The sequence below is a fragment of the Actinomadura sp. SCN-SB genome (assembly GCF_043906805.1).
In the GTDB taxonomy this organism is placed as follows: domain Bacteria; phylum Actinomycetota; class Actinomycetes; order Streptosporangiales; family Streptosporangiaceae; genus Spirillospora.
This window is the reverse complement of the sequence record NZ_JBIMPP010000032.1, coordinates 15472-39722: the sequence shown is the minus strand read 5'-3', so window position 1 is coordinate 39722 and position 24251 is coordinate 15472. Positions and strand designations below refer to the sequence as shown.

General features: G+C 72.9%; 25 protein-coding genes. 4 read left to right on the top strand and 21 right to left on the bottom strand.

The window, feature by feature from the left end; all coding sequences use genetic code 11:
* Positions 1–6: 6 nt before the first annotated feature.
* The 4 genes from ACGWYJ_RS21160 to ACGWYJ_RS21145 form a co-directional block, all read right to left on the bottom strand.
* The gene (locus tag ACGWYJ_RS21160) at positions 7–639 is read right to left on the bottom strand and encodes a class F sortase (protein WP_395107937.1); all 633 of its coding nucleotides are present in this window, start codon (positions 637–639) and stop codon (positions 7–9) included.
* Between the two features lie 4 nt (positions 640–643).
* Complete coding sequence (locus tag ACGWYJ_RS21155) at positions 644–1096, bottom strand: hypothetical protein (RefSeq protein WP_395107936.1); 453 nt, start codon at positions 1094–1096, stop codon at positions 644–646.
* Between the two features lie 311 nt (positions 1097–1407).
* Positions 1408–2238: an SAM-dependent methyltransferase gene (locus ACGWYJ_RS21150; protein ID WP_395107935.1), complete on the bottom strand. Its 831-nt coding sequence runs from the start codon at positions 2236–2238 to the stop codon at positions 1408–1410.
* A 172-nt stretch (positions 2239–2410) separates the two neighbouring features.
* On the bottom strand, positions 2411–2758 hold the full coding sequence (locus ACGWYJ_RS21145; protein ID WP_395107934.1) for a hypothetical protein: 348 nt from the start codon (positions 2756–2758) through the stop codon (positions 2411–2413).
* A gap of 52 nt (positions 2759–2810) precedes the next feature.
* On the opposite strand from ACGWYJ_RS21145, the gene ACGWYJ_RS21140 reads away from it, so the two are divergent.
* A complete protein-coding gene (locus ACGWYJ_RS21140; protein ID WP_395107932.1) occupies positions 2811–3233 on the top strand; it encodes a hypothetical protein in 423 nt (140 codons plus the stop codon).
* 10 nt (positions 3234–3243) lie between these two features.
* Here ACGWYJ_RS21140 and ACGWYJ_RS21135 read toward each other — a convergent pair whose 3' ends face one another.
* Positions 3244–4239: an aldo/keto reductase gene (locus tag ACGWYJ_RS21135; RefSeq protein WP_395107931.1), complete on the bottom strand. Its 996-nt coding sequence runs from the start codon at positions 4237–4239 to the stop codon at positions 3244–3246.
* A 125-nt stretch (positions 4240–4364) separates the two neighbouring features.
* On the opposite strand from ACGWYJ_RS21135, the gene ACGWYJ_RS21130 reads away from it, so the two are divergent.
* The gene (locus tag ACGWYJ_RS21130) at positions 4365–5225 is read left to right on the top strand and encodes a helix-turn-helix transcriptional regulator (protein ID WP_395107930.1); all 861 of its coding nucleotides are present in this window, start codon (positions 4365–4367) and stop codon (positions 5223–5225) included.
* An 83-nt stretch (positions 5226–5308) separates the two neighbouring features.
* Here ACGWYJ_RS21130 and ACGWYJ_RS21125 read toward each other — a convergent pair whose 3' ends face one another.
* The 4 genes from ACGWYJ_RS21125 to ACGWYJ_RS21110 all read right to left on the bottom strand — a co-directional run bounded on the left by ACGWYJ_RS21125 (position 5309) and on the right by ACGWYJ_RS21110 (position 9249).
* Complete coding sequence (locus tag ACGWYJ_RS21125; RefSeq protein ID WP_395107929.1) at positions 5309–5650, bottom strand: hypothetical protein; 342 nt, start codon at positions 5648–5650, stop codon at positions 5309–5311.
* A 100-nt stretch (positions 5651–5750) separates the two neighbouring features.
* Positions 5751–6848 (bottom strand): winged helix DNA-binding domain-containing protein, encoded by a 1098-nt coding sequence (locus ACGWYJ_RS21120; protein WP_395107928.1) that lies wholly within the window; start codon positions 6846–6848, stop codon positions 5751–5753.
* Between the two features lie 202 nt (positions 6849–7050).
* Positions 7051–8436, bottom strand: a complete 1386-nt coding sequence (locus ACGWYJ_RS21115; protein ID WP_395107926.1) for a tannase/feruloyl esterase family alpha/beta hydrolase — start codon at positions 8434–8436, stop codon at positions 7051–7053.
* Positions 8437–8562: 126 nt separating this feature from the next.
* Positions 8563–9249, bottom strand: coding sequence for a TetR/AcrR family transcriptional regulator (locus ACGWYJ_RS21110; RefSeq protein WP_395107925.1), 687 nt, complete (start codon positions 9247–9249; stop codon positions 8563–8565).
* 171 nt (positions 9250–9420) lie between these two features.
* Here ACGWYJ_RS21110 and ACGWYJ_RS21105 point away from each other — a divergent pair, with 171 nt between their 5' ends.
* The gene (locus ACGWYJ_RS21105; protein ID WP_395107923.1) at positions 9421–11328 is read left to right on the top strand and encodes a helix-turn-helix domain-containing protein; all 1908 of its coding nucleotides are present in this window, start codon (positions 9421–9423) and stop codon (positions 11326–11328) included.
* A 92-nt stretch (positions 11329–11420) separates the two neighbouring features.
* Positions 11421–12104, top strand: coding sequence for a DNA alkylation repair protein (locus ACGWYJ_RS21100; RefSeq protein WP_395107922.1), 684 nt, complete (start codon positions 11421–11423; stop codon positions 12102–12104).
* Here ACGWYJ_RS21100 and secD read toward each other — a convergent pair.
* The 12 genes from secD to ACGWYJ_RS21040 form a co-directional block, all read right to left on the bottom strand.
* Positions 12073–14355 carry a protein translocase subunit SecD gene (gene secD, locus ACGWYJ_RS21095; protein ID WP_395107921.1) on the bottom strand — a complete coding sequence of 761 codons (2283 nt, stop codon included), beginning with the start codon at positions 14353–14355 and terminating at the stop codon, positions 12073–12075. The genes ACGWYJ_RS21100 and secD overlap by 32 nt on opposite strands.
* On the bottom strand, positions 14352–14810 hold the full coding sequence (locus ACGWYJ_RS21090) for a GreA/GreB family elongation factor (RefSeq protein ID WP_395107919.1): 459 nt from the start codon (positions 14808–14810) through the stop codon (positions 14352–14354). The genes secD and ACGWYJ_RS21090 overlap by 4 nt, the downstream gene beginning before the upstream one ends.
* Before the next feature lie 93 nt (positions 14811–14903).
* Positions 14904–16181 (bottom strand): FAD-binding oxidoreductase, encoded by a 1278-nt coding sequence (locus ACGWYJ_RS21085; RefSeq protein ID WP_285697319.1) that lies wholly within the window; start codon positions 16179–16181, stop codon positions 14904–14906.
* Positions 16182–16298: 117 nt separating this feature from the next.
* Positions 16299–17861 carry a PucR family transcriptional regulator gene (locus ACGWYJ_RS21080; RefSeq protein ID WP_395107918.1) on the bottom strand — a complete coding sequence of 521 codons (1563 nt, stop codon included), beginning with the start codon at positions 17859–17861 and terminating at the stop codon, positions 16299–16301.
* A 58-nt stretch (positions 17862–17919) separates the two neighbouring features.
* Complete coding sequence (locus ACGWYJ_RS21075) at positions 17920–18708, bottom strand: IclR family transcriptional regulator (protein WP_395107917.1); 789 nt, start codon at positions 18706–18708, stop codon at positions 17920–17922.
* A 16-nt stretch (positions 18709–18724) separates the two neighbouring features.
* Positions 18725–19681, bottom strand: coding sequence for a PDR/VanB family oxidoreductase (locus ACGWYJ_RS21070; protein ID WP_395107916.1), 957 nt, complete (start codon positions 19679–19681; stop codon positions 18725–18727).
* A complete protein-coding gene (locus ACGWYJ_RS21065) occupies positions 19678–19899 on the bottom strand; it encodes a hypothetical protein (RefSeq protein ID WP_395107915.1) in 222 nt (73 codons plus the stop codon). The genes ACGWYJ_RS21070 and ACGWYJ_RS21065 overlap by 4 nt, the downstream gene beginning before the upstream one ends.
* On the bottom strand, positions 19896–20954 hold the full coding sequence (locus tag ACGWYJ_RS21060; RefSeq protein ID WP_395107914.1) for a Rieske 2Fe-2S domain-containing protein: 1059 nt from the start codon (positions 20952–20954) through the stop codon (positions 19896–19898). Before ACGWYJ_RS21060 ends, ACGWYJ_RS21065 begins: the two co-directional genes overlap by 4 nt.
* Positions 20955–21095: 141 nt before the next feature.
* A complete protein-coding gene (locus tag ACGWYJ_RS21055; RefSeq protein WP_395107913.1) occupies positions 21096–21575 on the bottom strand; it encodes a GyrI-like domain-containing protein in 480 nt (159 codons plus the stop codon).
* A gap of 77 nt (positions 21576–21652) precedes the next feature.
* Positions 21653–22408 carry an endonuclease/exonuclease/phosphatase family protein gene (locus ACGWYJ_RS21050; protein ID WP_395107912.1) on the bottom strand — a complete coding sequence of 252 codons (756 nt, stop codon included), beginning with the start codon at positions 22406–22408 and terminating at the stop codon, positions 21653–21655.
* Positions 22409–22499: 91 nt separating this feature from the next.
* Entirely contained in the window at positions 22500–23042 is a 543-nt protein-coding gene (locus ACGWYJ_RS21045) for a flavin reductase family protein (protein WP_395107911.1), read from the bottom strand.
* 8 nt (positions 23043–23050) lie between these two features.
* Positions 23051–24208 (bottom strand): LLM class flavin-dependent oxidoreductase, encoded by a 1158-nt coding sequence (locus ACGWYJ_RS21040; RefSeq protein ID WP_395107910.1) that lies wholly within the window; start codon positions 24206–24208, stop codon positions 23051–23053.
* Positions 24209–24251 lie beyond the last annotated feature (43 nt).

Below are 24251 nucleotides of genomic sequence, written 5' to 3'. Positions count from 1 at the left end.
ACGCGGTCAGACCAGGTACCCGTAGACGATGACGTTCTCGGTGTAGTGACCGCGGTCGCCGTCGAACCGCCCGCCGCACGTGATCAGGCGGATCTCCGGCCGCGTCGTGCCCCCGTACACGCGGTCGGTGGGGAAGTCGTCCTTCGGCCGGCTCTCGATCCGGTAGACCTTGAACCGCGGGCTGGTGCCGTCCTCGCGGCGCACCCGGACGAGCGCCCCCGGCCGCAGAGCGCCGAGCCTGTAGAACACGCCGGCCTCGGTGCGCGAGTCGACATGGCCGACGATCACGGCGGGACCGGGCTCGCCGGGTGAGGGCCCCTCCTTGTACCAGCCCGCCTCGTCGACCCGGCTCAGCGGCGGGACGGCCAGCGTCCCGTCGCGGTTGAGCCCGAGCCCGGTCACGCGAGCGCGCACCTTGATGCGGGGGATCTCGATCCGTTTCGGAGCCGATCGCAGCAGCGCCTGGGTCGGGGCCGGCCCCGGCGCGGGGGCGGTGGCCACCGCCCCCGCCGCCGGCGGCCGTGGCGGCGCGCTGGTACGCAGCCCTTCGACGAACAGATGGCCGCCGCCGAGGATGAGGGCGGCGGCCACTCCCCATTGCAGGTAACGGAGGTGGCCGCCGCGCCTGTGCCGGATCATGCGCTCAGCTGTCCGCCGAGACCCGGCGACGCCGCGTGAGCACCAGCCCGCCGCCGAGGGCGATCGCGCCGAGCCCGGCGCCGGCCATCAGGTAGTCCGGCGACACGGAGGCGCCACCGGCACCGGCCGGGATGCCGCCGTGCGGGATCCTCTTGACGTAGCGCCCGTACACCCACTTGTGGTTGAACTTGCTGGGCGTGACGCTGAAGATCTGGACGTAGCCCCTGGTGGTCTTGCAGCTACCGGTGAACTTCCTGCCACGGGGCAGGCTGCCGAGGATCTTGCCCTGCGGCCTCTCGCGCACGTGCAACGCGCTGGCCGTGACCTCGTAGCGGCAGCTCGTCGGCTTGCTCATCCCGTCCATGGGCTGCTGCTGAGCCGCCGACGCGGGGCCGGCCACGCCAAGGGCGGCAAGGCCCATTCCGGCCGTGATCATCGCCGTTCCGATGAATCGCACTTCTGGGTTCCTCCTGTCGGGTCGTGGTCTTCCACGAACAAAAGGGGGCGTGCCCGAGTGAACGATTCACATAGTCAGACCATGATCAACATCGCGTAAAGAACTTGACTCACGAAAAGATCAGATATGTCCCTTAAAGGGGTGCGGGTCATGCCTTTATTTGATTCTCTCACCGGCGTTTTCGGCGTCGATGGCCCGATCGTCGTCGTCGTCCATCTCGCCTGTGGGAGGAATTCCTTGAAGAGGCGATCGGCTCGAATTCGCAGCGCCCCTTTTCCGGGCATGCCGCCGATGGCCCCGGCGGCGCGCCGTCAGGGCTTCCTGCCGACGGCGCAGAACTGGTACACCTCCGGCGGCAGCCCGCCGCCGGCCTCGGTGACCGCGGGACGCCACCGCGAGCACGACACCACGCCGGGCTCCAGCAGTTCCAGCCCCTCGAAGAAGCCGGCGAGCTGCTCCCGGCTGCGCAGGCACATGGGGGCGACCCCGGCCTCGTTGCTCATGTCCACCGCGCGCTGGGCGGCATCCCCGTTGACCTCACCGGTCGGGTGGGCGATCGCCAGGTGGCTGCCCGGCGGGACGGCGTCGAGGAACCGCCGGACGACGTCGTGCGCCTGGTCGTCGTCGACGATGAAGTTCAGGATCCCCAGCATCATGATCGCGACCGGCCGGGTGAAGTCCAGCGTTTCGGCCGCGCCCGCCAGCACCGTGCCCGGGTCGCGGACGTCGGCCTCGATGTAGTCGGTGGCGCCCTCGGGGCTGCTGGTCAGCAGGGCCTTCGCATGCACCAGCACGAGCGGGTCGTTGTCCACGTACACGACGCGGCAGTCCGGGGCGATCTCCTGGGCGACCTGGTGGGTGTTGGCGGCGGTGGGGAGGCCCGTTCCCAGGTCCAGGAGCTGCCGGATGCCGGCCTCGCCGACCAGATGGGTCACCGCGCGTCCGAGGAACTCGCGGTCGGCGCGTGCCGAGGTGACGATGTCGGGGATGAGGGCCTGGATCTGGTCGCCCAGCCGCCGGTCGGCGTCGTAGTTGTCCTTGCCGCCCAGCCAGTAGTTCCAGACCCGGGCGGTGTGCGGCACGGTGATGTCGAGCTTCGGTTGCTGGCTTGCCTGCTCGGTGGAGGGGGAGTCGCCGGTCACGACGGGCCTTTCGTCCGGGGTGTCCGCGGGTGCTGGGAAGGATAGGGCGAGGTTACCGACCGGCGGCCGGCGAAGCCCCGCAAAATCGGCAAAACACGATCTTTTGCCGCCTGGCTCCGCGACGCCATCGGGGGACCGGCCGGGGTCGGACAAGCGCCCACCACGAGAAGGATCACCGGCACCGCCCCACCTTGGCCCCGGCCGGACGCCGCGTGCCCCGGCGCCCGATCCGCTCCAGGCCGAGCACCTCGTCCAGAGGCACCGCCTGGTCGATGGGACGCGCCGTGAGCCAGGTGAACAGGAGCCGGCGGTCGGTGACGCACAGCAGCCAGGGCAGCTCTTTCTGGACCTCGTTCCGGAACCGCTTGGCGATGGTGTCCGCGGCCCCGGTGACCGGGCCGTCCGGCACGGCGCCATCCTTGATCGGGCCGGTCACCGACTCGACCTTGACCAGAGGCTCGCCGGGCTCCAGCCGGTCCACCATCCGCGCGGCATGCCGCCGAACGTTCCTGTCGGTCATAGCGCGCAATGCTAACGGCGACCGGGAAAACGGGCGGTGTCCTTCGTCGGCCATGCCGTCGATCATCCGGCGCGTCTCGATTGCCCGTACGCGAGAGCCGGCGGCGACCTCGGCGACATCGGCCGGCCGCGGGCAGCACCGCCTGACCGTCGATCGTCGCGGCCACCGTGCGCCGCAGCGCCGCGTCCGGAACGTCCCGCGGCGGCACGGAGCGCGCACCGGCCCGGACGGCACGGGCACCGGCCACCGCGGACGCGTCGTCCATCAGCGCGATGACGGACCCCGCGCCTTCGGCGGCGCTCCGGTGCCGGAGCGGCTCCCGCCGAAGCCGATCCAGAAGGAGATCGTCCGGCTGGCGCGGGACCCGGGCTACGACGTGGAGCGCATCCACGCCTATCGCCGCCGCGAGTACAAGAGCCTCGACATCGGCACGGACACGATCAGGGCCCAGTCCGGTCTCGACCGGCAACGCTGACCCGGCGGGCTCAGTTCCCCACGCCGAGGCCCGACATGAACGCGGGCGGGTACCGGTCGCCGCGTGCCGAGCCCGGCGGCACCGCCTTCTCGATCTCGGCGAGGTCGTCGGCGGTGAGCTCCAGGTCGATCGCGGGCAGCGCCTCGTCGAGCCGCTGGCGGGTACGGGCGCCGACCAGCGGCACCACGTCCTCCCCCTGCGCGGCCACCCAGGCGATGACGAGCTGGGCGACGGAGCACCCCTTGGCCTCGGCGACCCGGCGCAGCGCCTCCACGAGGGCGAGGTTGTGCTCCACGTTCCCGCTGGAGAACCGCGGGCTGGAGGCGCGGGCGTCGCCGGGGGCGGCGGCGCGGTCGGGGGTCCAGTGCCCGGAGATCAGGCCGCGGCCCAGAACGCCGTAGGCGGTCAGCCCGATGCCGAGATCCCGGAGCGTCGGCAGCACCTCGGCCTCCACCGCCCGGGAGATCAGCGAGTACTCGATCTGGAGGTCGGCGATCGGGTGCACGGCGTGCGCGCGGCGGATCGTGGCCGCGTCCACCTCCGAGAGGCCGATGTGCCGCACGTATCCGGCCTCGACCATCTCCTTGATCGCGCCCACCGTCTCCTCGATCGGCACCGCCGGGTCCAGCCGGGCGGGACGGTAGATGTCGATGTGATCGACGCCCAGCCGGGTCAGCGAGTAGGCCAGGAAGTTGCGCACCGCCTCGGGACGGCCGTCCTGCCCGCCGAAGTGCGGACCCGGACCGCGCAGCATGCCGAACTTGACGCTCAGCACGTAGTCGTCACGATTCCGGCCGCGCAGCGCCTCGGCGAGCAGCAGTTCGTTGTGGCCCATGCCGTAGAAGTCGCCGGTGTCGATCAAGGTGACGCCCGCGTCCAGCGCGGCATGGACGGTGGCGATGCTCTCCGCGCGGTCGGCCGCGCCATAGGCCCCCGACATGCCCATCGCGCCCAGGCCCAGCGCGGAAACGGCCGGCCCGGTCCTGCCCAGGGTTCGTATCTGCATCATGTTCTCCTCGTTCTCGATGCCGTCTCCACCCTGTGCCCGCGCAGGCTCGTGCGAAAGCGGAGCGTTCATCATGGGAGAGCCGCTCCCTGTCTGGACCCTCACCCGCGAGGCAGGATGGAGGCATGCAGCGTGACCTGCTCGCCGACTTCCTGCGCCGCCGCCGTGAGGCGATCCGTCCGGCCGAGGTGGGCCTGCCCGACGGCCCGCGGCGCCGGACCGCCGGCCTGCGCCGGGAAGAGGTGGCGATGCTCGCCGGCATGTCGGTGGACTACGTCGTGCGCCTGGAGCAGGGCCGCAGCAGCCAGCCGTCCCCGCAGCTGCTGGGCGCGCTGGCCAGGGCGTTGCGTCTGTCCGACGACGAGCGCGATCACCTGTTCCACCTGGCCGGTCACCGGCCGCCGCCCAGCGACGCGGTGGCCCGCCTGGCCCGGGCAGGGCTGATGCGCATGCTCGACCTGCTCGGCGGCACCCCCGCCCTGGTGCTGTCCGACCTGGGGGAGGTCCTCGCCCAGAACCGGGCGGCCGTCCTGCTGATGGGCGACCACTCCGGCTTCTCCGGAGACCGGCGGTACGTCGTGTACCGCTGGTTCACCGACCCCGCCGCCCGCGCCGTCTCCCCGCCCGAGGACCGTGATCACTACTCCCGTGAGCTCGTGGCCGACCTGCGCGCGGTCGCCGGCCGGCGGGCCGGCGACCCCACGGTCGCGGGGCTCGTCGGCCGCCTGCGGGCCGCGAGCGCGGAGTTCCGCGGGCTGTGGGCCGAGCACGAGGTCGCGGTTCGGCGCGCGGACCGCAAGACCCTGCTGCACCCGCGGGTGGGGACCCTGGTGCTGGACTGCGAGACCCTGGTCACTCCCGACCAGGCCCAGCGGCTGCTGGTGCTGACCCCGGCCGACGCCGAGACCCGCGAACGGCTGGACCTGCTGCGGGTCCTCGGCACCGAAGAGTTCCCCGCAGAGAACGGGGACACGCCTGTGCGGTGAGGCGGGCGCCGCTCATGCCCGGGGCCGGTTCTCGGGGACGTACAGGCGGATGTCGTCGATGTACGCCGAGCCCTCGTAGTAGTTCAGATGCGGGTCGCCGATGATGAACGAGTCCGGGTAGGCCGAGCCCTTGGGAAGCGGTAGGCGGCCTTCGGCAGGAGTTCCGGGCGCAGTTCGGCGCTGGTGAGGTGCCCTGGGAAACGCCCGCCCGGTCCGTACGGCCTGTCCATGGAGACGTTCCCGCACCGGGTCTTGATGTAGTACTCGTTGCTGACGTTGTTGTTGGCGGCCTCACGGAACTTGTCGCCGCGTGCGAACAGCGCGTTGACGCCGTTGAAGGTGCCCTCGAAGGTCCGGTAGATCCGCCCGGTCTTCGGGTCGCAGGTCCCGGCGTTCTTCCAGCGGTCGTCGTCGCTGTCGTCCATGATGACCTTGCGCCGGTAGTGGATCCCGGGGGGACTTGCCCATTCCTTGGGCGGCTCTAAGGCGATGCCTTCCGAACAATGCCCGGCGGATGCTCGCCGCTCAGTGGGGGGACGCGTCGATTCGCAGGCGGTCGCTCTCCCCGTCGGAGAGGAACGACGCGAGCGCCCGTCCCTCCTCTTCCACGGCGGCGCGGTCGGCCCGGGAGAGGCGGCGCAGCGGGGCGACCACGACGGTGCCGGCCTCGACCGTCCAGGTCGCGGCGACCCGGCCGTCGACCAGGACGACGCGGGCCCCGGCGACCGACAGGCCGCGGTGGGCGTCATCGATGATCCGGCCGCGGTCGTGGTAGCCGAGGATCGCGTTGTCGAACGCCGGCAGGAACCGCACGGGGGCGGGTGTGTCCGGGTCGGGGCGGGGCGCGTCCGGGAGGTCCAGCAGCTCCCTGCCCCGCTCGTCCTTGAAGGTGACCAGTTCCCCTCGTACGGCGGCGACCGCGGCCGGCAGCCCCGCGAGTCCGCACCAGGCGCGCAGGTCGGCCGACGCGGCGGGGCCGTACGCCGCCAGATAGCGCCGGACCAGCGCCTGGCCGACCGGGTCGGAGCCGTCCTGCGCCAGTGGGTCGGCCTCGCGCCCCAGCCAGCAGGAGATCGCGACGTTGCGCACGCCCGCGCTCGTGCGCCACAGCCCGCGCGGCGGCGCCTGCGCCATCGGGACGAGGGCGAGCAGCATCTCGCCGAGGGCGCGCGGCCCCGGCTCCGGCCGGCGGCCGGCGAGCTCCCGCGCGAGTTCGCCCAGGGAGCGTGGCTCGCCGTCGGCCACGAGCGCGCGTCCGGCCGCCGCGAGCTCGTCGAGGTCCACCCCGGCGAGTTCGCGCCGGTAGACCCCGAGCACGCGCTGCCGCAGCATGGCGTCGTGCCGTGACCGCCAGGCCAGGACGTCCTCGGCGGTGACCAGGTGGACGGTGCGCCGCATGAGGTGGGTCCGCACCACGCGCCGCTCGACCAGCAGGTCGGACAGCGCGGACGGGTCGAAGGCGCGCAGCCGCGACCAGAGTCCCACGAACGGTTCCTGCGGCTCCTGCGCCTGGAGCCCGCCGAGGTGCGCGACGGCGTCGAGGACCGGCAGGCCGGCGCGGTCGAGGAGCAACTGCCGGGCGAGCGTCGCGCGGTTGAGCGCCCGTGCGTCCAGGACGGTCACCGCGCCTCGCCCCTCGGCCGATCACCAGGCATCGTGACCCCTTTCTCCCGAGCGTCTCGGTCACGACCAGGGTCGCAGGGGAAGCGGTCAGAATCTGACCGCTTCGGCCGGGGATACGCGCCACTGACGGCGGCGTGCCCGGCGACCATCACCTGGCGCCGGGCACGCCGCCCGCGTCGTCGAGGGAGTCGTACCGGCCGGGTCAGCCGAGGGAGCAGCTGTTCACCACGTCACCCGAGGTCTGGCGCGGGATGGTGGCGCTGCGCGGCGGCGCCTGGCCGCCGCCCGGTGCCGTCCAGCGTTCGAGGGCCTCGAAGGCGGTCCGCATGCAGGGCAGCAACGGCCGCATCCTGTCGGGGAACATGTCGTACTCCAGGTCCAGGTGCGACGCCCCTTCGATGCGGTAGTAGCGGTGCCGTGCCCCCGCCCCCTGTGAACGGATCATCGCGGCGTAGGCGTCCCCATGGACCGTGATCGGCAGCAGGGCGTCCAGCGTCCCCTGCACCGTGATCAGCGGCTTGCCGATGCGGCCCGACATGGACGCGCGCTTCACGGCCTGATGCACGCTCTTGGGACGCGAGTGGTAGTCGTAGTCGGCGTCGCAGTTCGGCGTGCCGCTCTCGCAGAACGGGATGCCCGCCTCCAGGTCGCCGTCGTAGGCCGGGTCGATCTCCTCACGGTAGATGCGCTGCGTGCCGTCCCAGATGATCTGGTAGTTGAAGTCCCACAGGAACTCCGACCCCGGCGCGAAACCCGCCTTGATCATCGCCTTGTGCGCCGCCGGATCGCCGGTCGCCTTGTACCTGGGGTAGTTGCGCAGCGCCACGGGCAGGTAGACCAGCGCGTTCGACGCGCCGTGGCGCGGCCAGAGCGTGCCTTCGGAGTCGACGCCCCCGTCGTACAGCCCGGGATGGTTCTCCAGGGCCCAGCGCACCAGCTGGCCGCCGTTGGAGATGCCCGCCGCGTACGTCCTGCGCGGGGACCTGCCGTAGTGGCGGGCGACGGTGGCCTTGGCGGCGACGGTGAGCTGGGTCATCCGGTGGTACCACTCCAGGATGGCGTCACCAGGGCGCCTGCCGTCCTTGAAGAACTCGGCGCCGTTGTTGCCCTTGTCGGTGGACGCGAACGCGTAGCCCTTGGCCAGGACCCAGTCGGAGATGGTCGCGTCGTTGGCGTACTGGCGGCGGTTCCCCGGCGCGCCCGAGACCACCAGCCCGCCGTTCCAGCGCTTCGGCAGCCGGATCACGAACTGGGAGTCGTGGTTCCAGCCGTGGGTGGTGTTGAACGTGGAGGTGTCGGGAAAGTAGCCGTCGATCTGGACACCCGGGACGCCGCTGGGGTTCCGCGTGCCGGCGGCGTGCAGCCCGTCCCAATGGCTGCGATCGGTGTGCCCGGAGGCGACCGTGCCGGCGGTGGTGAGGTCGTCCAGGCAGGCGGCGACCTGCCGCTCGGCGCCCGGGACGCGGACCTTGTGCGGGTGGGCGCAACGGGAGTCGGCGTGCGCGGGCGGGACGGCGGTGACCAGAGGGACCGCGAGGAGCGACCCGAGCAAGGCCGAGACGACGGATGATCTGCGAAGCGTCGGCATGTGCAGCTCCCAGGGTGGGACACCGGACTCATGGATCAAGCCCGTGGTGGACGCCACGCTGCTCGACCGGGACGGGCGCGGCTACGTGGTGGGGGCCACTCTTCGCCGTCGTCCTGTGGTTGCCGTTCAGCGACCGGGCCCGGGCGCGTCGCGGGAGACCATCTTGAGCGCGAGGTCGGCGTAGAACGCGCCGAGCCGCTCCGGCGAGTCGGGGCCGTCGAGCCGGTACCAGCGGACGAGGTCGATGCTCAGCGACAGCATCGCGCGGGTCACCCGTTTGACGTCGATGCGCGCGAACGACCCGTCGGCGACCCCGTGGGCCACGGCGTCGCGGAAGAAGTCGTTGGTCTCGTGGCGCAGCGCCAGCACCTCGTCGTAGTGCTCGGAGGTGAGCGCGGCGAGCTCCATCTGGCAGACGCGCGCCGCCACGTGGTGGCGCGCGTGCCACGCGGTGTAGCCCGCGACGATGGCGCGCAGCCGGTCCGCCGGGGCGTCGATGCCGGGGGCCAGGACGGACGGGCCCTGCACGTACCTCAGCACCCGTTCGTGACCGGCCCGGACGATCTCGTACAGGACCAGTTCCTTCGACGGGAAGTGGACGTAGAGCGCCGCCGGGCTGAGGCCCACGCCCTCGGCGATGTCGCGGGTGGTCGTGGCGTGGAAGCCGTTGGCGGCGAAGCACCGCACGGCCGACGTCAGCAGCCCCCGCTGCACGGTGCCGAGATCCTCCCTCCACAGCTCGGGGGAGTGGTCCTGAAGCCGGGGGTCCACCGCCAGCTCCCGCGGGGTGAACCGGGCCTGCCGTCTGGCCATCCGCGACCCTCGCCTCCCTTGTGAGCCCGATGCGCCTTCCTTGAGACGGAGGCACGGTGAGGATGCCGCCGCTCGCGATGAGCCTTGACAGGAGCATCCTAACCAGTGACTATGCGCTTAGTCATTGCTGGCGGGGGGCGACGAGCCCGCGTTGGCAGGAGCGAGGGGTTTGTGAACGGGCGCAGTTTTCTCCGGCTTCTCGTTGAGGGGGCGCCGCTCCCCCTCTACGACGAGGTCCTCCGCGACGCGGTCGCGGAAGCCGCCTCACCCGAGGAGGCGGAGGAGTTGCAGGCCGAGCACACGCTCGCGCTCCAGCTCCACGACACGCTGGAGAAGCAGCGTGCCCGCCATGAGCAGCAGCGCGCGCTGGTCGAGTGCGCGAAGGAGCTCGCGGAGGACCGCGACGACCCCGACGCCGTCCTGACCCTGATCGTCGGGCAGGCGCAGCGGCTGCTCGGCTGCGACATGGCCTATCTCAGCCTGAACGACGACGAGGACCGGGCGACCCGCATGCGGGTGATGGTCGGCGCGACGTCCTCGGCGTGGAAGGACGTCCGGATCCCGTTCGGGGTCGGCATCGGGGGCAGGGTCGCCGCGACGGGAACGCCGTTCTGGACGCCCGACTACTTCCAGGACGAGCGGCTGACGCACGATCCGGTGGTCGACGCGTCGGTCAGGGCGGAGCGGCAGGTGTCGATCGTCGGCGTGCCGCTGCGCAACGGCAAGGTCATCGGGGTGCTCTTCGCCTCGAACCGCACACCGGGCCGGTTCTCCCACGACGCCATCGCGCTCCTGGGGTCGTTCGCCGAGCTCGCGGCGGCGGCCATCGAGCGGGCGCGGTCGAGGCAGGAGCGCGACCGGGCGCTGGCGGCGCTGCGGCGGGAGAACGAGGACCTCCTCCAGCGCACGGCCGACCAGGACCGGGCGGTCGCGGCGCACGACCAGAGCATGGACATCGTGCTGCGCGGCGGCGGCCTCCAGGAGGTCGTGACCGCCGTGAGCGACCGGCTCGGCGGCGCCCTCGCCGTCTTCGACGAGTTCGAGACGCCCGTCGCCTGGACGCCCGGGGCGTCCGAGGAGGCCCTGAAGGACATGTCCGTCGCGGCGGTGGACTCCGGCGGATCGGTCGGCGGCGTCCACGACGGGACGCACTGGGTCACCGGCCTCGCGGCCGGCACCGAGACACTGGGCACCCTGGTCTGGGCGCCGCCCGCCACGTCCAGCGAGGTCGGCGACCTGGACAGGCGGCTGCTGGAACGGGCGGCCGTCGTCGCGTCCCTCCTCCAGCTGTTCCGCCGCAACCTCGCCGCCGCGGAGGCCAGGGTGCGCGGCGAGCTGCTCGACGACCTCCTCATGCCCAACCCCGGCACGTACTCCTCGCTGGCCGAGCGCGCCCTGCGGATCGGCTACCGGCCGCGGCGGCGGCACGCCGTCGTCGTCGCGCACGTCCGGCCGGAGAACCGGCGGAGCCTCGCCTCGGCCGCCGCCGACCTCGCGGCCGCCGGCGACGGCCTCAGCACGGTACGGGACGGCCGGGCGGTGCCGGTCGTCCCCTCGGACGACCCGTCCATGACGGGCCGCCGGATCGCGCGCTCGATGACCACGCGCCTGGGGGCGCCGGTCACCGTCGGCGCCGCGGGACCCGTCGACGACCCCGCCGACCTGCCCGCCGCCTACGAGGAGGCGCTGGCCTGCGCGCACGCCCTCCTCAGGCTGGAACGGGTGGGCACCGCCGCCACCGCCGCCGACCTCGGGTACGCGGGGCTGCTGCTGAGCGGCGGCGCGTCCGCCTCCGAGTTCGTCACCCGGACGCTGGGCCCGGTCATCCGGCACGACCGGCAGCGCTCGACCATGCTGGTGGAGACCCTCGAAACGTACTTCGCGACCGGGCAGAGCCTCGCCGCCAGCGCCAAGAGGCTGCACATCCACCCCAACACCGTCACCCAGCGCCTCGACCGCGTGAAACGCCTCCTGGGCGTGGATTGGAACAGCCCGGACCGCACCCTGGAAGTGCAACTGGCCCTGCGCCTGCACCGCCTCAGCCGCGAACTCGAAACCACCGCCGCCGCCCGCCCGTAGGCCGTCCACTCCGCGGCGAAGGGCCTACCGGGCGACAGGGGAGGGGCCTTCGTCGTACTCTGCTGCCTCCGGGCGACGGATGGGAGGCTGGGATGGCCGAGACGACGTTGACCGAGACGACGGTCGCCGAGGTGATGGCCGAGCTGGCCGCGCTGGAGGACCCGAAGGTCCGCGCGGTGAACGAGAAGCACGGCGACGACCACGGTGTGAACCTCGGCAAGCTGCGGGCGCTCGCCAAGCGGCTGAAGACGCAGCCGGACCTGGCGCGCCGGCTGTGGGAGACCGAGGACACCGCCGCGCGGCTGCTCGCGATCCTGATCTGCCGTCCGAAGGCGTTCGAGCGGGACGAGCTGGACGCCATGCTGCGCCAGGCGCGCGCGCCCAAGGTGCACGACTGGCTCGTGAACTACGTGGTGAAGAAGAACCGGCACGCCGAAGAGCTGCGCGTGGCGTGGCTCGCCGATCCGGACCCGGCGGTCGCGAGCGCCGGCTGGGCGCTGACCACCGAACGCGTGGCGAAGAAGCCCGAGGGCCTCGACCTGGCGGGGCTGCTCGACGTCATCGAGGCGGAGATGAAGGACGCCCCGGAGCGCCTGCAATGGGCGATGAACCACTGCCTGGCGCGGATCGGCATCGAGCATGCCGGGCACCGCGCCCGCGCGATGGACATCGGCGAGCGCCTGGAAGTGCTCAAGGACTACCCGACGCCCCCGGGCTGCACGTCCCCGTACGCACCCATCTGGATCACCGAGATGGTCCGCCGGCAAGGCGGGTAGAGGCCCGCGGGGCGGGCTCCGGGACGTCCCCTCCCGGCCCTGGCCGATGGCGTGAGGCCCGGTTCTGGAGGACGACCGCCAGCGGGGTCGCGGTGAAGACGCTGGAATACGTGCCGACGACGATGCCGATCAGCAGGGCCACGGCGAAGTCGGTGAGCGAGTCGCCGCCCAGCACGGCCAGCGCCGTCAGGATGAAGAGCGCGCCCATGCCGGTGTTGACGGTGCGCGGAGCGGTCTGGAGCGCGCCGCGCCCGGCGATCCGGGCGAACGGCGCCGCGGGATCGGCCCGTCGCAGCTCCCGGACGCGGTCGAACACGACGACCGAGTCGTTCACCGAGTACCCGATGATCGTCAGCAGCGCGGCCAAAATGATCCCGTCGATCGGCTTGCCGAGCCAGGCGAACACGCCGGTGACGATGGCGATGTCGTGCAGCATCGCCAGCACCGCGCCCGCCGCGTACGTCCAGCGGAACCGGATCGCCAGGTAGGCGAGCTGCGCCGCGAGCGCCACGGCCAGGGCGATCACCGCCTGGCGGCGCAGGTCGGCGCCGAGGGTGGGGCCGATCAGCTCATCGCGCTGCTTGGTGACCGTGCCGCCCGGTCCGGACAGCGCGTCGTGGATGCGTCTCTCCTCGGCGTTGGTGAGCTCCTGGGTGCGCACCGTGATCTCGGCGGTGCCGGAGGTCTGCACCACCGCCCGCGGGAACCCGGCCGAGGACACCGCGGCGCGGGCGTCGTCGATGTCGACCGGACGGCTGGTCGAGTACTCCACCAGCCGCCCGCCGGTGAACTCCACTCCGAGGTCCAGGCCGCGCACGGCGATCCCGGAGACCGCCGTCACCGCGACCAGCGCGGAGATCGCCAGCCAGAGCCGCCGGTGGCGCATCAGGTCGGGGTCGCGGCGGTCCAGCCAGGCGCGCAGCCGTCCGGGCCCGCCCAGTCCGGTCGCCGCGAGACGGCGCGCCACGGCACGGCGGCCGATGACGGTCTCGGTGAGGGCGCGGCCGAGCACCATGGCCGAGATCATCGAGGCGATGACGCCGATGGTCAGCGTGACGCCGAAGCCGCGCACCGGCCCGGAGGCCAGGAAGAACAGCAGCGCGGCGGCCAGCAGGGTCGTGACGTTGGAGTCGGCGATCGCCGACCATGCCCTGTCGAACCCGGTGACCAGGGCCGCGCGCACGCCGCGGCGTGGCCGCGCCCGGTACTCCTCCCGTGCCCGCTCGAACGCCAGCACGTTGGCGTCGATCGCCATGCCGACGGCCAGGACGAACCCGGCCAGCCCCGGAAGCGTCAGCGTGGCGCCCAGCATGACCAGCGCCGCGTACGAGATCAGCGCGTAGCAGGCCAGGGCGACGGTGGCGAGCAGTCCCGCCAGCCGGTACACGGCGACGATGAACAGGCCGGTCAGCGCGACGCCGATGACCGCTGCCCGCCAGCTCGCCTCGATCGCCTCCGCGCCGAGCGTGGGGCCCACCACCCGCTGCTCGATGATCTTCACCGGGACGGGCAGCGAGCCGCCCTGGATGAGCGCGGCCAGATCGCGCGCCCGCGCGGCGGTGAAGTCCCCGGTGATCCGGGTGCTGCCGCCCGTGATCCCGACCCGGCACGGCACGTCCTCCGCGACCTGCGGGGACGAGATGACCTGGTCGTCGAGGACGAAGGCGATGCGCCGTTCGTCCCCCGAGGCGCAGGCGGCGCGTGCGGTGAGCCGCTCCCAGGCGCGGCCGCCGTCGCCGCGGAACTTCACGGTGACGTACCAGCCCGCCAGGTCCTGCGGGTCCGATCCGGCGTCGGCCGAACCGATGCCGTCGCCGGTGAGGGCGGCCGGGCCGAGCAGCACCGGCCGCCCCTGCTCGTCCGGCAGGACCCGTTCCCCCGCGCGGGGCGCGCCGCCGTCGTGGGCGCGAAGGGGGTGGGCGGTGAGCTGGGCGGTCCGGCCGAGCGTCTCGGCGGCGCGGGCGGGATCCTGGACGTCGGGCAGTTCCACGATGATGCGCCGCTCACCGGAACGGGTGAGCGACGACTCCGCCACGCCCAGGGCGTTGACCCGGCGCTCCAGCACCTCGCGGGCGCGATCGGTGGACGCCGCGTCCGCCTTGGCGCGTGGCGTGTCCTGCGTCTCCAGCACGATCTGCGTGCCGCCGCGCAGGTCGAGGCCCAGCCTGGCGGGCTCGGTCAGCGCGAAGAGCACCGACAGGGCGAGCACCGCCACCGCCAGCAGGCCGCGCACGATGTTGGCGCGGGTCAACGAGCCGGCCTCGGAGCTTCCCCGGACCGGTGCCGCCCGTAGGGCACGGCACTGAGCAGGGTGACCGACAGGACCGCGCCGCTGGGGACGTGGAAGGTGCGCCGATCGCCCTGGCGCGCCCCGGTCAGCGCGGCGCCCAGCGGCGAGTCGGGGGAGTAGACCTCCAGGTCGCCGTTCTCGGCCCCGCGGATGCCGAGCAGGAACGTCTCGGTGTCACCGGTGTCGTCGTATCGGACCGTGAGCACCATTCCGGGCTTGGCCACCCCGTCGTCCGGCGGCTCCTGGCCGATCACCGCGTCGTCCAGCAGATCGCGGATCTGCTGGATGCGGGTTTCGCGTTCGTGCCGCCAGGTGAGGTCCTCCTCAGCGGAGTCCGGCGTCCGGCCGGGGGTGGTCAGCGCCGCCAGCTCGTTCCGCAGCCGGTCGGCGGCCTCCGGTGTCAACCATGCGGGCATGAGCCCTCCTCTTCGGATCAAAGACGTACGGGAACGCCCCCGGATCCGGATGGACCGGGGGTGTGCGGGTGTTGGGCGCGGCTTACCGCTCGCTCAGCGGAGGCGCTCCAGCAGGTGCAGGGCCGGTGGGCGCTCACCGGTGACGATCTGTTCGGCGAGCAGGCGTCCCGTGGCGGGGCCCTGCGTGACGCCCCACATGCCGTGGCCGCCCGCGACGTAGACGCCCGGCCGGGGCAGCGCCCCGATCAGGGGACGGCCGTCCGGGGTGACCGGACGCGGCCCCACCCACAGATCGTGCCGTTCGTCCCAGCGCACGCCGTCCAGCAGCGGGCGGGCCGACGCGACGATCGCGTCCACCCGCGCCCGGTCCAGCGGCGCGTCCGGGCCGCGGAACTCCATCGTGCCCGCGACGCGCAGCGCTCCCCGGTACGGCGTGCAGGCCACCCGTTCGGCCGGCAGGTACACCGGCGCGGGGACGGGACGGTCGACCGGCACGGTGAAGGAGTAGCCGCGTCCCGCCCGTACCGGCACGCGCATGCCCAGCGGCGCCAGCAGCCGGGAGATCCACGCCCCCGTCGCGATCACCACGGCGTCGGCGCTCAGCACCGTGTCCTCGCGCGAGCGCACCCGCGCCCGGCCCTGGCCGTCGTGACCGCGGACGTCCACGACGTCCATCCGGTCGATGCGCCCGCCCCGGGCGGCGACCGAGTCGGCGAGGGCGTTGACGAAGGCCCCGGGGTCGAGGCGGCGCTGCCCGTCGATGCGTACGCCCGCGGTCACCTCCCGGGAGGCGAGCGGCGCGAGCTCGCGCAGGTCCCGCTCCGGCACCGCGTCGTACTCGACCGGCTGCCCGGCCTCCCGCATCCGGGACAGCTCCGCCAGCAGCTCCCCGGCCTGCTCGGACGTGCGGAACGCCGCGATGATCGGTTCCTGGACGGTCGTGGCGCGCACGCCGCCGGCCGTCATCGTGTCGTAGGCGGCCAGCGCGTCCGCGTTGAGCTGGAGGCCGGCCTGGACGGCCCGCGTCCAGGCCGACTTGCGGCAGTGCGCCGCGAACCGGGCCAGGAACCTCCACAGCCCGGGGTCCGCGGTCAAGGGGATGTGCAGGGGAGCGGCGGGGCGCAGCATCGAGCGCAGCCCGTACCGCAGGGTCGCGGGCTCGTTCAGCGGGATGGTCAGGCCAGGCGCGAGCCAGCCCGCGTTGCCCCAAGACGCGCCCGCGGCCACGCCGGTGCGGTCGACGACGGTCACCTCGACCCCGTGCTCCTGGAGGAACCACGCGGTCGACAGGCCCACGACGCCCGCGCCGACCACGATGGCCGAACGGGGCGCCCCGCCGGTACGTCCGCCGGCCTGTCCGTCGCCGACCATTCCGAGACCTCCACGACCTTCACCGCGAGCGATGCCCTACTCAACGAGTGTCGTCCAGACACGGCCCAACGTGGCTGTGGAAGTCCCACAATCGAGGACCCTGCCGGTGTGGGATCTCTACTCCTCCGGCGGCCCGCCCTCGTCCGCGATGGCGAGCTCGACCATCATGGCCAGGCGCTTGCGGGCGTCCCGCAGATCGAGGGAGGTCACCGCCTCCATCTTGCGGAGCCGGTTGCGCACCGTGTTCTCGTGCACGCCGAGCCGCGCCGCCGCCTGCGCATGGTCGCCCTGGGCCTCCAGCCACGCCCGCAGCGTCGGCAGGTATCGCGTCGCGTGCTCCTCGTCGTACCGCCGCAGCTCGGCCACCGGTCCCCGGGCCGGGACGCGGCCGGTACGCGCGGCGGTGCGCAGCCGTTGCAGCAGGATGTCGTTCCACGCCTCGTCATAGGCGGGGGGCGCCGCGTCCGGCGAGCGGCGCTCGTGCAGGGCGAGGCACTCGTCGGCCTCCTGCCGGGCCGCGGGCAGGTCGGGGGTCGCCGCCGTGGCGCTGATCCCGGCCGACACCGTCACCTGCGCCGGCAGCGTGGCGCGCAACTGGGCCACCCAGCGCCGTCCGGCGGTGGCGCCCTCCCCGGGCAGCAGCGTGTACAGGGTGTTCCCCGCCAGGGCGCTCCGCCCCGGCCGCGACCAGCCGAAGCCCGTCGTCGCCCGCTCGAACGCCAGCAGCAGCGCCGCGTGGTCGTCATCCGGGCGCGTGGCGTGCCGCTCGGCCGCCATCCGCGGGCGGACGGCGATCGCGCGCACCGGTCCCGGTGGCAGCCCGAGCCTGCTGACCACGGTCGCCGCGTCGGCCGTCCCCTCCAGCAGGCGGATCACCAGGTCGGATTCGACCTGCCGCTCCAGGTCCGCGCTGGCCCGCGACCGCAGCAGATGCAGCGCCACCGTCCGCGCCCCCTCGACCAGCGCCCGGCGCCGCGGGCCGTCCAGTGGCTCGTCGCACGCCACCCACACCGATCCCAGCAGTTCCCGCCCGGCCCGCGCCGCGACCGCCATCCGGCCCGTCAGCCCGTACTTCGCGTCCGCGGCCACGAACAACGGCTCGTCCGACACCTCCAGGTGCGCGAACACGCCACGTGCCTCGAACTCCGCGCGCAACCGCTCCGGGACCTGCCGTCCCAGGATCGTCTCCACGCGCGCGGGGTCCGCGTGCTGCTGGAGGCTCGAATAGGCCAGGACGCGCGACAGCCGGTCCTCGATGGTCACCGCGCCGTCGACCGCGTCCGCCAGGCTGTCGGCCAGCGCGAACAGGTCGGTCGGCCCACGCCCGGACTCGGTCTCGCGTCCCTCCAGCACCAGCCCGTACACGACCCCGGCGAGCTCGCTCCAGGAGACCTCCGAGTCGACCACCATCACCGCGACGCCTTCCGCCTCCCCGGCGGACGCGTCGCCCTCCCCGGCCCGTACCAGCACCACGACGGCCTTCGCCGCGACCCCCCAGCGCACCGCCTCCTCCACGGACCCGGCGCCCACGGCCAGCAGGACGTCGCCGACGACGACCCGGCCGGCCGGTCCTTCGGGGATCACCACCCCGCGCAGCTCGGTGGCTCGGGGGACCGGGCAGCAGACCAGCCGGACCCCGTAACCGCCCAGCACGTTCACCAGGCGATCCAACCTGACCACGCACGCACCCCCCCGTTCCGGCCTCATCCCATCCTGGCACCCGCCGGGCGGGCGGAGGTCACGCGCGGGAGATGGCCCGGGAGATCGCGCGGGCGCTGGTGCGCAGCAGCGGGGCCAGGGTGCGGGGCTGGGCGGTGCCGTGGCGGACGACCAGGGACAGCGCCGCGATGACCTCGCCTTGAGTGTCATGGATGGGGACGGCGACGGAGAGGGCGTCCATGGTGACCTGGCGGTCGCTGACGGCGTACCCGCGGGCGCGGGCCTCGGCGAGCGCCGCGCGGATCCGGTGCGGATCGGTCATCGTCAGGGCGGTGTACCGCGTGATCGGCCGGGCCAGGACCTCCTCCTGCACCTCCGCGGGCGCGTGCGCCAGCAGGACGAGCCCGACCCCGGTCGCGGTCAGCGCGAAACGGCCGCCGACGCGGGTCAGCACCGGCACCGCCCGGCTGCCGGCGATCCGCTCGACGAACACCAGCTCGATGCCCTCGCGCACGGCCAGCTGCACGTTCTCGCGGGTGACCTGGGACAGGTCCTCCAGGTAGGGGAGGGCGCGCTCGCGCAGGCCCAGGCCGCGCGGAGCGAGCGAGCCGATCTCCCACAGGCGCAGCCCGATGGTGTAGCGGCCGGCCTGGTCGCGTTCCAGGGCGCCCCACGCCACCAGCCTCGTCGCCATGCGGTGGACGGTGGAGACCGGCAGCCCGGCATGCCGGGCCAGGTCGCTGAGCGTCAGCGCGCGCCGGTCCGGGGTGAACGCGCCGATGATCTGCAGCGCGCGGTCCAGGACGGGCCCGGGGCGTTCGGGCCGTTCGGTGCGTACGGCCGCGTCCTGCGGAGCGGATACCGGCATGGGGGCTCCCGGAGGGTCACAGCTCCAGCAGGAGCTTCGGGCAGGTGGCGCGGGAGACGCAGATGAACATGGTGTCGTTGGCGTCCCGCTCCTGCGGGGTGAGGAGGGAATCGCGGTGGTCCACCGTCCCGCCGAGCACGGTGGTCTCGCAGGTGCCGCAGGTGCCCTCCCGGCAGGACGACAGGACCTGGACGCCCGCCTCCTCCACGACCTCCAGGATCGATCTTCCCGGCGGCACGGTCAGCGTACGCCCGGTAAGGGTGAGCTCGACCTCGAAGGACTCGGCCCGCACCGGATCGCCCGCATCCCTGGGGACGAAGCGCTCCATGTGCAAGGTGCCGGTCGGCCTTTGGACGCACCGCTGCTCGACGGCCCGCAACAGGGGTTCGGGCCCGCAGCAGTAGATGAGCGTGTCCTCTGCGGTGCCGGACAAGACGGCGTCCAGGTCGAGCAGCCCGTACCTGTCTTGGGGACGCAGCTCGACCCGATCGCCGTAAGCGGCTGCGAGTTCTCCGGCGAACGCCATGGACGCGACCGTACGGCCCCCGTAGACCAGCCGCCACTCCGTGCCCGCCGCGTCCGCGGCCCGCAGCATCGGCAGGAGCGGGGTGATGCCGATGCCCCCGGCGATGAACAGGTAGCCGGACGCCGGGTGAAGCGGGAAATGGTTGCGGGGGCCGCGGCCGATGGCCGCCGTCCCGGGATGGAGCTCGTCGTGAACGGCCGCCGAGCCGCCCCGGCCGTCCGGTTCGCGCAGGACGGCGATACGCCACGCCGTGCGGTCGGCGGGGTCCCCGCACAGCGAGTACTGGCGCACCAGGCCGTCGCCGAGGACCAGGTCGATGTGCGCGCCCGGTGTCCAGGCGGGGAGCTCGGCGCCGTCCGGGTCGGCCAGGTCGAGCGCCACGACCCCGTCGGCGACCCGTTCCCGGCCAAGGACCACGAGCTTGCGGTCGGGAGCCTCCAGGCTCATCGGACGGCTCCCGCGCCCACGGGTTCCGGCAGGCCGGAGTCCCGCGCGTGATGCCCGTCCGGGTGGCCCAGCAGCCACGCCCACACGTCGAGGGGACCGTCCGCGACGTACGAGGCGCCGCAATGGCAGGTGCCCTCCAGGAGATCGCTGCCGGGCAGCCACACCACGCGCATCACGGCGCGTCCGGGCGGCATGCGGACCGGGTCCATCGCCGTCACGCCCGCCGCGCCGCGGGGGCCGCGTCCCGCCCGGCCATCCTGGCCAGCATCCTGCGGGCGGCCAGCCCGCCGGTGTCGATGTTGATCGACAGCTCCTGGTACCCCTCGGGCTCGGTCGCGATCACCTGCTCCAGGACGTCGAGCGCCTCCACGTCCTGGAGGACGACCGTCCGGTTGCTGTCCTCGAGGAAGTCCGACACGGCCTGGTCGTCGAGGGCGAAGTCGCGGGCGACGGCCCAGAAGTCGTGGGTGGAGTGCTCGGTCTCGGGGGTGATCGCGTACACGACCTCGACGTGGAAGGCGTCGGGGTCGCTGCCGTCGGGGCCGGGCAGGACCCCGAGGGGCGCGATGCGCGAGTGCAGCTTGTACAGGCAGGGCGGGGTGTACTCGATGTCCTGCCAGCGCATGATGCGCCCGGTCAGGCCGGTGGACTTGGCGTAGAAGGGCGGGCACTCCGCGTCGTCCATGTGCCGGGAGACGTAGACGATCCCGGCCTCCTCGTCCACCTCCGTGGTGATCGGGGTGGCGGCGACCTCCGGGGTGCCGATGTAGCCGCCGTGCAGGTACGTCTCGTGCGAGAGGTCGAGCAGGTTGTCCACCAGAAGCCCGAACCGCGCCTTGAGCGGCTCCATGCCGGACACCGTGGTGTAGCCGGGCGAGTCCAGCCAGGGCGCCCGCGGGATGCGCGCCGGGTCCGCCTTGGCCGGGTCACCGATCCAGACCCACACGAAGCCGTCCTGCTCCACGATGGGATACGTCTTCAGCCGGGCCGTCCGGGGCACCCGGGTCTGGCCGGGAACGGCGACGCAGACGCCGTCGGCCCCGTAGGTGAAGCCGTGGTAGCCGCACACCACCTGGTCGTCCACCAAGCGGCTGGGCGCCTGCGACAGCGGGAAGCGGCGATGCACGCACCGGTCGGACACGGCGGTGACCGTCCCGGCCCTGGTGCGCCAGAACAGCAGCGACTCGCCACAGATCGTCCGGCTGAACAGCTCGTTCCCGATCTCGTACCCGAACGCGGCCACGTACCACTGGTCCCGCGGAATGCTCGACACAGGCGCTCCTTCCGATTCGGCAGGAACGATCGTGACCCCGGGCACCGACCAGGCGGAACACCCCTTCCCACATGCTGGAAAACCGGGGGCGCACCCCAGCACCGGCTTCTAACGCCGTGTGGGCCGCAGGACGCGTCCGGCCTACTTGATGGGCTGGACGAGATCGGTGCGCCAGTCGTCCGGCGCGGGCCAGGAGGGGATGTCCGGCTCCCGCGTCAGGTCGATCCAGTGGTAGACCTCCCAGGCCGGCCCGCCGGCCTCGCCGTTGGCGGCCAGCCACTCCTCGATGCGCCGGTACGCCTCGCCGAGGCGGTCGTGACCGCCCAGGTGCTCGGTCACCACGGCGCGCCCGCCGGGCAGCTCACCCGCGGTGACCGGCCCCTCCCCGGCGATCTCGGCGTCCACCGGCACGCCGGTCTCGACGTCGGTGTGCGTGTCGCCGAAGGTGTGGTAGCGGACGAAGGGCGGCCCGGCGGGCGTCACACCACGGTCGCGCAGCAGCCGCCACAGCCGGTGCAGGCTGTCGCCCTGCTCCTTGGGCAGGTCGGCGATCGGTATCGTCTTCCGGACGCTGATCACCTGTTGCGGTGTGCGCTCCTCGACCTGGACGTTCGTCATCATCCGCCCCCTTCTCCTCGGTTGGACGGCCGTGACCATCTTCCGGGCATGCGGCCCCGCGCGGGTACGGAATCAAGTGTTCAGGCGAAAGTCGCTTCTATTCCGAAGTGGTCGGACAGGTACATGGAGCGGCCGTCGGGAAGCGGAACCTCGTCGTGGAAGACCAGCCGTGTGGTCGCCGCCATGGCGGGCCGGGTGAAGATCTGGTCCAGCGGCTTGGTGTCGGAGTATTCGGGAGTCGGGCGGAAGGTCGGCTCGGTGTCGCCTTCCAGGACGTCATGGAGCCCGGCGGTGGCGGCGAAGTCCCGGAGGAGATCGGATCCGCGGGGGACGTTGAAGTCACCCAGGACGATCAAAGGGTCGGCGGGGCCGAGCCGGGCGACGAAGGCCGCCAGCTCGTCCAGCTCGGAGCGCTGCGCCTTGGCGTAGGCGTTGGACGGGGACCAATCGTCGTTCATGTTCGCCGACAGATGCGTGTTCAGGATCGTGACGGTCCGGTCCGCGAATCGGACGCGGGCCATGAGCATCCCCTTGCGCATGACCCATTCCTTGCGGGCCGGACCGGCGAAGGTGAAGGCCCGGAACCGATGGTGGACGACCGGCGCCCGGGACAAGATCACCAATCCGCCCCTGACCAGCGGAAACGTTGCGCCGTGGACGACGTGCGTGAAGGACCTCGCCGTGCGGCGCAGCAAGGCGAGGTTGGCGGGCGACATCACCTCTTGCAGGCAGACGACATCGTATGAGGAGTTCTCAAGAAGGCGCCCCAAAGCGCCGATGCGTGCTCGGGAATGACCACGGAAAAGCGTGTTGAACGTCAGGACCCGGGCTTTCACCGGCGTTTTCCCTGTCGCTCTTGGCGGAACGCGCTTGTGGGCATTCGGCCATCCTAGGCCGTCACCGGCCTGTCGCCTTTTTTTCGGGCTCTCATGGCCGCTCCGTCGTGGGGAGGAAGCGGCCGTACCTGCCCCGGTGGTAGAGGAGGGGAAAGTCGCCCTCGTGGGCCTCGACCGCGGTGACCAGCCCGACGACCAGGATGTGGTCGCCCACGTCCAGGGTGTTGTGCAGGCGGCACACGATCTGGGCGCAGGCGCCGTCCAGGAACGGGAGGCCGTGCGCCTCGTCCAGGTGCCAGGCGGTCGGCGCCGCGAAACGGTCGATGCCCCGGCGCGCGAAGCGGTCGGCCAGCCCGGACTGGTCGCCCGCCAGGATGTTGACGGCGAAACGGTCCGCGGCGCGCAGGGACGGCCAGGTCGTGGACGAGCGGTCCACGTAGAACGACACCAGGGGCGGGTCCAGGCTGGCGGAGGAGAACGACGTCGCGGTCAGCCCGACCGGCGCGCCGTCGCCGGAACGGGACGCGGTGATGATGACGACGCCCGCCGCGTGCCGGGCCAGCGCCCCGCGGAAGCTGTCCGCGTCCACGGCCTGGCCGGGCAGGATCCGCGAGTTCACGGTCTTCGATGTCATGCGGCGGCTCAGGAGGCTGCGAAGGGGACGGCGGCGGGGGCGGTGTCCTCCGCGCTTCCGGCGGGGTGCCTCCACAGGCCGCGGCGGCGCAGGACGGGCAGGACGCCCTCGCCGAACCAGTACGCCTCCTCCAGGTGCGGGTGGCCGGACATGATGAACTCCTCCAGCCCGAGTTCGGCGTACTCGGCGATCCGGTCGGCGACCTCTTCGTGGCTGCCGACCAGCGCGGTCCCGGCGCCGCCGCGGACCAGGCCGACGCCCGCCCACAGGTTCGGCGCGACCTCCAGCTCGCGCAGGCCCTTGGCGGCGCCGCCGTGCAGGTCGAGCATGCGGCGCTGGCCCTCGGACTCGCTGCGGCGCAGGTTCGCCTGCACCTGCTCGATCGCCTCGTCCGAGATGCCCGACAGCAGCCGCCCGGCCTGCGCCCACGCCTCCTCGGCGGTGTCGCGGGAGATGACGTGCAGCCGGATGCCGAACCGTGGCTCGCGTCCGTGCTCGGCGGCGAGGCGGCGGATCCAGGCGATCTTCTCGGCGACGGCGGCGGGCGGCTCGCCCCAGGTCAGGTAGACCTCGGCGTGCCGGGCCGCGACCTGACCGGCCTCCGGGGACGAGCCGCCGAAGTAGATCGGCGGCACCGGGTCGGGGACCCGGACGAGCCGGGCGTTCTCGACCCGCAGGTGGGCGCCCTCGAAGCCGACCCGCTCGCCCCGCCACAGCGACCGGACGATGTGCAGGAACTCGTCCGTGCGCGCGTACCGTTCCGCCTTGGTCAGGAAGTCGCCGTAGGCGCGCTGCTCGTGCGCTTCGCCGCCGGTGACCACGTTCAGCAGCAGCCGCCCGCCCGAATGCCACTGGTAGGTGGCGGCCATCTGCGCGGCCAGCGTCGGGCTGAGCAGCCCGGGACGGAACGCGACCAGGAACCTCAGCCGTTCCGACGCCTCCACCAGCAGCGCGGTGGTCAGCCAGGCGTCCTCGCACCACGCCCCGGTCGGGGTCAGCGCCCCCTCGAATCCGACCTCCTCGGCCGCGCGCACCAGTTGCGTGAGGTAGCCCAGCGACGCCGGGCGGTCGCCGCCGGCGGCGCCCGCCGGCAGGCCGTGCCCGCCGCCGACGATGTAACGGCTGTCGCCGTAGGTGGGCAGAAACCAGTGGAAGGTCAGGGTCACGGGGGTCTCCCTCTCGGCGAACGGTCAATCCCTATCAAATCAG

Excerpts from the sequence above, each read along its gene's own strand:
- ACGWYJ_RS21160 (WP_395107937.1), bottom strand. The coding sequence starts at position 639 with ATGATCCGGCACAGGCGCGGCGGCCACCTCCGTTACCTGCAATGGGGA.
- ACGWYJ_RS21145 (WP_395107934.1), bottom strand. The coding sequence starts at position 2,758 with ATGACCGACAGGAACGTTCGGCGGCATGCCGCGCGGATGGTGGACCGG.
- ACGWYJ_RS21140 (WP_395107932.1), top strand. The coding sequence starts at position 2,811 with ATGCCGTCGATCATCCGGCGCGTCTCGATTGCCCGTACGCGAGAGCCG.
- ACGWYJ_RS21135 (WP_395107931.1), bottom strand. The coding sequence starts at position 4,239 with ATGCAGATACGAACCCTGGGCAGGACCGGGCCGGCCGTTTCCGCGCTG.
- ACGWYJ_RS21130 (WP_395107930.1), top strand. The coding sequence starts at position 4,365 with ATGCAGCGTGACCTGCTCGCCGACTTCCTGCGCCGCCGCCGTGAGGCG.
- ACGWYJ_RS21125 (WP_395107929.1), bottom strand. The coding sequence starts at position 5,650 with ATGGACGACAGCGACGACGACCGCTGGAAGAACGCCGGGACCTGCGAC.
- ACGWYJ_RS21115 (WP_395107926.1), bottom strand. The coding sequence starts at position 8,436 with ATGCCGACGCTTCGCAGATCATCCGTCGTCTCGGCCTTGCTCGGGTCG.
- ACGWYJ_RS21110 (WP_395107925.1), bottom strand. The coding sequence starts at position 9,249 with ATGGCCAGACGGCAGGCCCGGTTCACCCCGCGGGAGCTGGCGGTGGAC.
- ACGWYJ_RS21100 (WP_395107922.1), top strand. The coding sequence starts at position 11,421 with ATGGCCGAGACGACGTTGACCGAGACGACGGTCGCCGAGGTGATGGCC.
- ACGWYJ_RS21090 (WP_395107919.1), bottom strand. The coding sequence starts at position 14,810 with ATGCCCGCATGGTTGACACCGGAGGCCGCCGACCGGCTGCGGAACGAG.
- ACGWYJ_RS21085 (WP_285697319.1), bottom strand. The coding sequence starts at position 16,181 with ATGGTCGGCGACGGACAGGCCGGCGGACGTACCGGCGGGGCGCCCCGT.
- ACGWYJ_RS21075 (WP_395107917.1), bottom strand. The coding sequence starts at position 18,708 with ATGCCGGTATCCGCTCCGCAGGACGCGGCCGTACGCACCGAACGGCCC.
- ACGWYJ_RS21070 (WP_395107916.1), bottom strand. The coding sequence starts at position 19,681 with ATGAGCCTGGAGGCTCCCGACCGCAAGCTCGTGGTCCTTGGCCGGGAA.
- ACGWYJ_RS21055 (WP_395107913.1), bottom strand. The coding sequence starts at position 21,575 with ATGATGACGAACGTCCAGGTCGAGGAGCGCACACCGCAACAGGTGATC.
- ACGWYJ_RS21045 (WP_395107911.1), bottom strand. The coding sequence starts at position 23,042 with ATGACATCGAAGACCGTGAACTCGCGGATCCTGCCCGGCCAGGCCGTG.